The following is an 8,573-nucleotide window of genomic DNA, read 5'->3' on the forward strand; positions in this document are numbered from 1 at the left end:
CCCGAGATGCTCGACGTCGCCCTGCCGTTGTCCGCCAAGGCCGTCACTCCTGGGCTCGGCATGCTGCCGCGCGGCTCGCTCACGCGCGTGGACGGTGAACTGCTGCGCTTCTTCGTCTACTGGCGGCAGGCCGAGCAGCGTACCGACTACGACCTGTCCGCGTTGATGCTGGACGCTTCCTACGGCGCGCCCGAGCACATCTCGTGGACGAACTACGGCAACGACTTCGCCCAATACTCCGGCGACCTCACCCAGGCTCCCGACGGCGCGAGCGAGTTCATCGACATCCGCCTCGCCCAGGCGACCAAGCCGATCATCATCCCGCAGGTCAACATCTTCGCCGGCGAGGCCTTCGACGAGGCCGCGGAGGCGTTCTTCGGCTACATGTCCAGGGACGCCGACCAGCAGGGCCTGCCGTTCGAGCCACGCACGGTACGGATGAAGTCCGACCTGCGCGGCGCGGGCCGCGTCGCGTTGCCGCTGGCCTTCCTGCGTGGTGACGACGGCGGCTGGCGGGTGAAGTGGCTGCATCTCTACCTCAAGGGCCACCCGGGGTTCAACCAGGTGGAGGGCAACCGCGTGACCACCGCTCTGCTGGTGCGCTCCATCGTGGAACGCGACCACCTGCGCGTACGCCACCTGGTCGACCTCCTGCGGGCCAAGCCCCAGACGGGGGATCACACCACCTACATCGGACTGCATGCGCCGGCCGACCTGCCGCCCGGTGCCCGGGTGTACACACCGGCGACTCTGCACGAGCTGATCCCCGGCTGATAGGGTGATGATCGCGAGGCTATGGAAGGGCTTCCTTCTCACTTCGAAAAGTTCTCTAGCCTTTCCGCCTTCCTCGCAATACATGGTGTGAGGCCATCCGAGGGCTTCCTTCTCACTGGGACCAGTGTGGGCCCCACAAGGGGCCAGCTGGCTGATCTAGCCCTCGGGCCTTCCTCACGCCCCCGACGCCTTCGCCTGGCGGCTGGGCAGCACGTCGGGCTAGCCCGCGAGCTGTTGCCCAGCGCCCGTGGCCTGGAGACGCGGCTACGGAAAGCTGTCGGCCGCGCTCGCCACGACATGGAGGACGTGGTCGCGCCGATGCCGGTCCGCGCCCGAGCAGCCCAGCCCAGCGGGTCGAAACTGCGAGGTGCTGAGGACCGGTGTTGCACCGTCCGGCCCCCGTGCCGCCTCATCCTGAGCGTCCTGGGTACCGCCATCGAGCTGCTCGGACATCACCCCGCTACCCTCGTACGTCGTCCCTTTTCGGGGCTGGCGCCCACTTGCTGCACGACTGAGAGTCGCCAAAGCTGCCGTTCGCCAACGGCGTGGCTCCGCCTTTCACCGAAGGGCGCACAGCGCGATCGCTTCTTTCCGTCCCCCTGCTCAGCGATTCAGGGATCAGACGCCATGTTGATGACTTCTCAGTCCAAGGAGTGCTGTGGGCGCAGAAGCAGTCATTGCTCTGGCTGCAGCAGTCGTTGCCCTCGCGGCACTCTTCGTTGCGATCTTCGAGGTTCGCGCTACGCGTCGCCACAACCGACTGTCCGTACGCCCAGTCCTCCAGTGCCGAGTAACTCTTCGCGAGGGGGAACCATCGGGCCTGTCGATCACAATCTCATGGTCACCACGAGGTCGCCCGGATGGCGGTCCCAGCCGTAAGCCCGCCGCTCGAAGCGCCCCCTCCTCCTCAGAGCGATCCTCGCCCCAGGTCTTCTCGCTGGAGGGCGCCCGACGGGATCGACTCCGGCGGAGGAAGGCCCCGCCCAGGACGAGGTACTCGTGGTGCCACGGCCTCTTCAGCTGGAAGCGGCTGGGAGCTCGGCCAGGAACTCCTGCAGGCATTTTGCCGGTACTCCCACGAGATGTGGGCGCGGCCTGTCGCAGGAGGGTGAGCGGCCAGTTGGCGGAGAAGCGGGCTCGTTCCTCAGCAGGAGGCAGGCCACCTGAGGGGTGCTCATAGTTGACGGCATGACGCGCAGATCCTTACGGCGGCCCCTCCCCCGCGCCCTCACCGCGGGAGCCCTCGCCATCGCCCTGATCGCGAGCTCCGGCTTCACGCCCGCGAACGCCGCTCCCATCACCGACGTCCCGCTGCTCGACGACTACGACGCCGAATCGCTGGCGAACCTCCCCACCGTCGGTGGTCTGAGGTACCTGGCTCAGCGGTACGCGCCGACCGACACCTGCCCGCCGACCGGCACCGGGCCGGGCGGGCCGCTGTTCTGGGGGGAGGACAAGCCCGTCCAGTTCCGCCAGGGCGTCCCCCGGCCGGGACAGAGGATCGTGAAGATCGTCATCATGGGCGATTCGTACATGTCAGGAGAGGGGGCGGGAGACTACTACAACAGGCGCGGCTTCCTTCCCGAACCCCGCGAGCCGGGAGGGCTGGGAGGGGAGACCTATCCAGCGGCAGGGCACACCGAGGACGACTACACCGAGGACTTCCGTCACCGTTCGGCGAACGCGGCGGTTCTGCAGGCCATCGACCTGCTGCGCCGGGCCAACCCGGAGGTCTTCTTCGACGTGCGGTTCAACGCCTCCTCCGGCGCCGCCAGCGAGCACTTCTTCGTGGGCCAGAACGATCACTCCCGCGTCAATCCGCCCCAGAACCAGGGAGTGGACGAGGCCACCGACCTGGTGATCTCCGGCTTCGGCGGCAACGACGTCGAGTTCGGACCCATGCTGAAGGCTGTGCTCGACGATCCCGTCGACATCAGCAACATCGAGGCGCGCATCCGGCCACTGCTCGACACCACCCGCACCTCGCAGCAGGAATGGGACGACTCGCAGCCGCCGCGCCCCCCGTTCGTCCGCCCGCTGACGCAGCCCGCCACCTTGTCGGCCAGGCTGGTGCAGCTGGTTCGGGCGATGCACGCCGCCTCCAACGGCAGGACCAGGGTGATGATGGTCAACTATCCGCAACCCGTCAAGGTCGGCCTGCACCCGGGCGGCCTCATGGGCTGGCTGACGAACATGTGGCCTTATGCCTGGACCAGCGCCGCGCAGCTGGCTCCCCAGCTGACCGCCTCCGTCAAGAAGGCGCAGCAGGTCCTGGCCGACCACGGGATCGCCGCCGACGTGCTGGACCTCGAGAACGCCTTCGCCGGCCACGAGCTGGGGACCAAGACCCCCTACATCCGCAACGTCAACTGGAGACTGGCCGCGGCTGGGGACGGCCTCAACCAGATGCAGCAGACAGGACATCCCAACCAGGAGGGGCAGAAGGCACTGGCGGGCCACTACGCCCTGATGATCGCCGGTGAGCTCGGGCTGCGGCTCAAGGCGTCCGACGGGGCGCCTCCACCGGCCAGGGCGGCGCAGCCGTGCGACCCCGACCACAGCGACCGTCACTATCTGCCCGCCAAGGCCACCCAGAGCGGCGGGTCGACCGGCGGCACCGGCGGCGGCGGAGGAGGCGGCGGCACCAGCACCCCCAACGTGGGCCCGCGTTCGACCATGACCTACGTCAACATCGACCCGCCGCCCTTCCATCCGGCGCCCCAACCCAGCTCACAGCCCAGCACACAGCCCACCCCGGGCACGGGGACGCCGGACCAGACGCCGCGGTGGACCATCTATCCGGTCGACACCATCCAGCCGACCAACCCGCCCATCTCCTTCGACCTGACCCAGCCGCTCCCCTACCTGTGGCCCGTGGGTGGCGGATCGAGCCCGTACCGCGACGTCTACGAGGTGAAGATCAACGCCGCCCAGCTCCTGCGGTGACGATCGCCACCGACCGGATCCGCGCCCGCTGAAGCCGATCCCGAGAGCTCCCTGAGCTCGGCCGCGCCGGCCGCCGGGGGCTCAGGAGCTCCCGGGCGCGGGCCGCCGCACGAGGGCGCGCCGCGAGCCGTCGAGAGCCTCGGCCCACCCGGTGATCTCGCTCTGGGCGTTGACGGCATTGGCCATCGTGGCGGTGCCGGTCGCCGGGTTGGGCAGCAGGGCCGGTGCCACGTCGGGGGGCGGCCCAGACCGCCGCGTGGGCGGCACTGCCCGCCTGGGTGCTGCCGTCGGCAGGTCGGCGCGGCAGAACCGCTGGTCGCCCAAGTCGGCGAAGCGGGGCGCGAACCGGTAGCCGAGCATGGAGAAAATCCGCACCGAGGCGGCCGATCAGTGCGCCGAACAGGAACGCCAGGCCGCCAGATCCCCGTGTACGACTCCGCGCCGTCCTCCCCCTCCGGCAGGACGCTCGCCGGGCACGTGCCGGTCCGGGACATGTTCGCCCCGCCCTCCACGCCGCCCTCGTCGCTCCTCCGTTCGCAACGGCCGCTCCCGGCCGGCGTCGTGGTCACCACGACCCCCGCACACCGCTGAGGAGAACATCATGCGAAGTCACCCCCGGACGCCTGGCACGACAGGCCGGCGGGCCCGCCGCACCCTGTGCGCCGTCGCCGCGACCGTCCTGGTGCTGATCACCTCGGTCGCCCCGGCGCGCGCCGAGGACGGCCGGGCCAGTAACGAGGACTACGTCTACCGCTCCAACTTCCTGTGTGTCAGCGTCCACGCCGAGGTGCGTGACTTCAGCAGCATCGACGCCGGCTCGTACAAGTCGACCTGGGTGGACACCTGGGCACCGAACGGCACCATCCCGTGCGGCCGCCAGTGGCCGCTGCCCGCCGGCTACCTCGCGGTACGGCTGATCGTGCTCGTCTACAACTTCGACCGGCAGGAGTGGGGCACCTGCTCGGGCATGGACTCCGGCTTCCACTACACGCCCGACGAGACCAGCCACGCCGACTGGTACATGTGGGACGGCTACGGCTCCAACCCCGCCCCCTGCGGCACCGCCTGGTACGCCTCGCTCGGCTTCGGTTACGCCTGGAACGGCTCGTGGTACGGCGGCTACCTGCCCTCGGGCAACGTCTGGCTCACATCCAAGTACGGCCTCCAGGCCAAGACGCCACCGGCGCAGCCGCCGCGCCCGTCCTGGATCAACGGCGAGGGCGGGTTCGACCCGGGCGGGCTCGCGGACCGGCTGCCGTTCATCGGCGCCGACGGCAAACCCAAGCGCACGGGCTCGGGCGCCGTCGCCACCGTCGACAGCGCGACCCTGTTCGGCCCGCCGCCCACCCGCCCGGCGGGTTAGGCCGGACGACCGAGCCGCCCCGCGACGGGCAGCGTGAGGGGCATGGTCAGCCCTCCCCCAGGGTCTCCTCGGAGGAGGGGGCCGCTCATGGCCTCGGCCGGCCCGCGCGGCAGGGCGACCCCGGGCCCGACGCCGGAGTGGTTGTCGGTTGCCGAGCCGCTGGAAGTGCTGGAAGACACGGTCGTACGCGTCGGGCGGGATGCCGGGACCGCGGTCGATCACCCGGATCTCCACCTGGTCGCCGTGGCTGCTGGCGGTGATCAGGACCGGCTCCCCGCCCCGGCCGGCCTGCTCTGTACGGCTCGTTCGAGGAGATGGTCGAGGCCAACCGGCGTGCGGCCAAGGACGGGTGAGCCAAAGGCGCCGCATCGCCGAGGCTGAACGCAAAGGATGGCTCGGCGAGATCGAAGGGGCCACGTGAGCGATCGGTCCCCCGGTGTTCGTCACACTGGCCGACCGTGAGCGCGAGCTCGACGAGCTGAGCACCGGTCCTGTCCAGCGCCACCCACACCGCCGAACGGCTACATCAGGACCTCGAGCGCAGGGAGTCAGCCAAAGACATGCTGGCGGAAGGTGTCACGGATGGCCATGAGCGGGTCGCGGTCGCGGGTGAAGTAGAGCTTGTTGGTGAGCAGGACTGCCCATCGGTTCAGTCCCGGTGACACCCACATGGCCGTTCCGGTGAATCCGTAGTGGACGTGGACGTCGTCCTGCGGGCTGGTGCCGGGTGCGGGATGCCAGAAGAGGCCGCGCGCCGGCGTGAGAGCGCCGGTGTTGATGCGCAGCGACTCGGCGACCCAGGTGGGGCCGAACCCGACATGGGCCGGATCCGGACCTGGGTGCAGGAGGTCGCGCAGGAACGCGGCCAGGTCCTGCACGACAGAGAAGACGCCGGCGATGCCGCACACGCCGCCCAGCAGGCGAGCGGAATAATCGTGGGCAACGCCCTGGAGGTGGGCTTCGGTGTCAGGGTCGAACTCGGTCGGCGCGCACCGGCCCCCGGTGTACTCGACGGCCTGGCCGGGTGGGCGGTGCAGCTCCTCGTGGAGGACACCTTCGCGGATGACCTGGGGGTCGGTGCCGTAGGCCCGCAGGTTGGCCCGCAGCGGGACGCCGGCGGTGTGGGTGAGGAGCTGGCGGGCGGTGACCTGGCCGAGCGGATATCCGGCGACCTCAGGCCAAAAGGTGGCCACAGGGTCGTCCAGCGAGAGTTGCTGATCGTGCCACAGGGTGCCGATGACCGCCCATACGGCAAGGATCTTGGTGAGGCTGGCGACATCGAAAACCGTGTCGAGGCGCATCGCCGCCTGGCCCGGGGCCATCGCTCCGTGGGCGCCGCTGTCGAGTACGGTGTCCGCGTCGCCGATCGCCCAGACCGCGCCGGGGTACACCTGCTCTCGCACCCCGGTTTCCAGGAGCCGGATGATCGATCCGTGGGTGTCTGCCATGGTTGATTCCCTGGTCCGGGCGAGTGCGTTGTGATCAGCGTAGTGAGGAGCCTGGCGGGCCGCAGGCGTACCGGGAGCGTGTCAGGCGATGTCGTTGTCGAGCTTGGCCAGCGCGACTGCGGTGGCTGACGGCGGGAAGTGCGCGGCGTTGCGCCGGCCGGCCTCGCGCAGGTCGTTCGAGATCCCCGGATCGCCTTGCAACTCCTCCAGGACCTTCGCCAACGCCAGAGGGTCGCCCATGTCGGCCCGGAGCGCGGAGTCGCCCAGGACCTCCTCGGTGGTCCCGCGCGGGAAGACCCATGGCCGGAGGTCAGCAGATCGCCACCGTGGACGACATGGAGCCGACCGAGACCGGAGCGGTTCGGTAGCCTCGCCCGATGGCGATGATCTTGGTCACGGGGATGCCGGGCACCGGTGAGTCCGCCGCGTCGGAGATGCCGGCGGCGGCCGTCACCGCGGCCCGGCTGGAGGAGCCCAGGCCGCCACCAGGCCGACACTGCCCGAGCCGATCGGTGCGCGCTCCGACTCGGCGACGGGGTGAGCGGCTCGTGCTGCTGCCCGACGCCGCCATCGAGACCGTCACCCGGGAGCCGGACGGCACCATCGCGCTGCACCACCACGACACCCGCATCCGGCTCGGCGCCCCGCAGCACGCTTCAGCTCACTGCTTCCATCGGTTCCAGACATCGGGCGCGAAGAGCTGATCGGGTGGCTCCTACCCCTGGTAACCGGGGATGGAGAGCTCCGGGACGGTGCTGCCGGCGCAGCGGGCGCGCTGGTCGGCGGTGGGGGCGGCGTTGCGCATGCCCACGACCGGCACGGCGCGGCCGTCGGCGTAGGTGTTGTCGGACGCGGTGAAGGCCGCCGCGTCCCCGGCGACCTGGGAGACGTCGGGGCGGCCCGGGGTCCCGGCGAGCGGGTCGAGAAAGCGGTTGCCGAAGACGGCGATCGCCCGCTCGGCCCCGGTGCCGGAGAAGTTGCGCCAGTACATGATCCCGCTGTGGTCGGCGGCGGGCGTGACCGTGCTGACGTCGTAGACGTTGCCGCAGACGACGACGTCCTGGAAGACCTTGGGGGCGTTGGTCACGTCGTAGGTGTAGAGCAGTAGCGCGGTGCCGTACAGGAGGTTGCCGGCGATGGTCGCGCCGGTGCCGTTGCGCACCTTGAGCCCGCCCCTGGCGTCCTGGGGCCAGCCGCGCAGCCAGTTGCCGGTGATCCGCAGGCCGTCGAAGCCCCAGGCGTACACGCCGTGATCGCTCTTGGCGCGGCTGCGCGGGTCACGGTTGACGATGTTGCCCGAGACGGTCGCGTCGATGTCGCCCTTGATGCTGATGCCGCGCTGGATGTGGCCGAGGGCGGCGGGCAGGCCGGTACGGCGGCGTACCTCGGCGAGGCGCGCGGCCGGGGCCTGGGACCAGGAGCGTCCGCCGGCCCAGGTGCTCAGCCACGCCGTCGAGGACAGGTCGGCGCCCAGGACGTTGCCGCTGATCGTCAGGTCGCGGGTGCGGTAGGTGAACAGCGGGGCGCCGCCGTCCACCTGCCGGTCCGACAGGAAGACCGAGTCCTGAACCTTGGCGCCGACCACGTTGGTGAGAGCCACGGCGACCTGGGCCGAGCTCGTCTGCTGCTCGTCGCCCCCGGTGGGCGTCTCCCCGTCGCCCATGCGGTTGACGAACACGCTGCGCCGGATGATCGGCCCGGTCTTGTAGGGGCTGTTGACGTCCAAGCGCAGCCCGTCGAACACCACGTTGTCCAGTACGGGCGTACGGTCCCAGCGGTTGGCGTAGGTGGTGTCGGCGAGGGCCGCGTTGGTTGTGCCGCGCAGGATGGCGGGGGTGTCGGGGTCGCCGAGGATGGAGGCGGGCTTGCTCCAGTCGAGGCCGCCGGTGATGCGGTAGAGGCCGCCCGGCAGGTAGAGGCAGCGTCCCGAGGCGTACGCGGCGGTGATCGCCTGCCGCATGCTCGCGGTGTCGTCGGCCTGCCCGTCGCCCTTCGCACCGGCGTCGGCGACGGCGTTCAGCACGCCACCCGAGCAGGCCGGG

General features: G+C 70.4%; 7 protein-coding genes and 2 pseudogenes. 4 read left to right on the forward strand and 5 right to left on the reverse strand.

The window, feature by feature from the left end; all coding sequences use genetic code 11:
- Both ACWCSD_RS41290 and ACWCSD_RS41295 read left to right on the forward strand, forming a co-directional pair.
- Positions 1–774 (forward strand): annotated as a pseudogene (locus tag ACWCSD_RS41290) (hypothetical protein); the annotation flags it as partial.
- 1,188 nt (positions 775–1,962) lie between these two features.
- Positions 1,963–3,720, forward strand: a complete 1,758-nt coding sequence (locus ACWCSD_RS41295; protein ID WP_449923089.1) for a hypothetical protein — start codon at positions 1,963–1,965, stop codon at positions 3,718–3,720.
- An 81-nt stretch (positions 3,721–3,801) separates the two neighbouring features.
- Here the strand turns inward: ACWCSD_RS41295 and ACWCSD_RS41300 are convergent, their stop codons facing one another.
- A complete protein-coding gene (locus ACWCSD_RS41300) occupies positions 3,802–4,095 on the reverse strand; it encodes a hypothetical protein (RefSeq protein ID WP_449923107.1) in 294 nt (97 codons plus the stop codon).
- Between the two features lie 226 nt (positions 4,096–4,321).
- Here ACWCSD_RS41300 and ACWCSD_RS41305 point away from each other — a divergent pair, with 226 nt between their 5' ends.
- Positions 4,322–5,083, forward strand: coding sequence for a hypothetical protein (locus tag ACWCSD_RS41305; RefSeq protein WP_449923092.1), 762 nt, complete (start codon positions 4,322–4,324; stop codon positions 5,081–5,083).
- Positions 5,084–5,293: 210 nt separating this feature from the next.
- On the opposite strand, the pseudogene ACWCSD_RS41310 reads toward ACWCSD_RS41305, so the two are convergent.
- The 3 genes and pseudogenes from ACWCSD_RS41310 to ACWCSD_RS41320 form a co-directional block, all read right to left on the reverse strand.
- Positions 5,294–5,452, reverse strand: a pseudogene (locus ACWCSD_RS41310) (hypothetical protein); the annotation flags it as partial.
- 179 nt (positions 5,453–5,631) lie between these two features.
- Positions 5,632–6,531: a serine hydrolase domain-containing protein gene (locus tag ACWCSD_RS41315; RefSeq protein WP_449923095.1), complete on the reverse strand. Its 900-nt coding sequence runs from the start codon at positions 6,529–6,531 to the stop codon at positions 5,632–5,634.
- 81 nt (positions 6,532–6,612) lie between these two features.
- Complete coding sequence (locus tag ACWCSD_RS41320) at positions 6,613–6,753, reverse strand: hypothetical protein (RefSeq protein WP_449923098.1); 141 nt, start codon at positions 6,751–6,753, stop codon at positions 6,613–6,615.
- A gap of 155 nt (positions 6,754–6,908) precedes the next feature.
- Between ACWCSD_RS41320 and ACWCSD_RS41325 the strand changes: the two genes are divergently transcribed.
- Entirely contained in the window at positions 6,909–7,235 is a 327-nt protein-coding gene (locus ACWCSD_RS41325) for a hypothetical protein (protein ID WP_449923101.1), read from the forward strand.
- Positions 7,236–7,246: 11 nt separating this feature from the next.
- Here ACWCSD_RS41325 and ACWCSD_RS41330 read toward each other — a convergent pair.
- On the reverse strand, positions 7,247–8,573 hold a 1,327-nt coding region (locus ACWCSD_RS41330), incomplete at its 5' end, for a glycosyl hydrolase family 28-related protein (protein WP_449923104.1).

This window comes from Nonomuraea sp. NPDC001684, from assembly GCF_053596515.1.

What these genes read in the sequence shown, in the direction of transcription:
- ACWCSD_RS41295 (WP_449923089.1), top strand. Translation starts at nt 1,963, where the DNA reads ATGACGCGCAGATCCTTACGGCGGCCCCTCCCCCGCGCCCTCACCGCG.
- ACWCSD_RS41305 (WP_449923092.1), top strand. Translation starts at nt 4,322, where the DNA reads ATGCGAAGTCACCCCCGGACGCCTGGCACGACAGGCCGGCGGGCCCGC.
- ACWCSD_RS41315 (WP_449923095.1), bottom strand. Translation starts at nt 6,531, where the DNA reads ATGGCAGACACCCACGGATCGATCATCCGGCTCCTGGAAACCGGGGTG.
- ACWCSD_RS41325 (WP_449923101.1), top strand. Translation starts at nt 6,909, where the DNA reads ATGGCGATGATCTTGGTCACGGGGATGCCGGGCACCGGTGAGTCCGCC.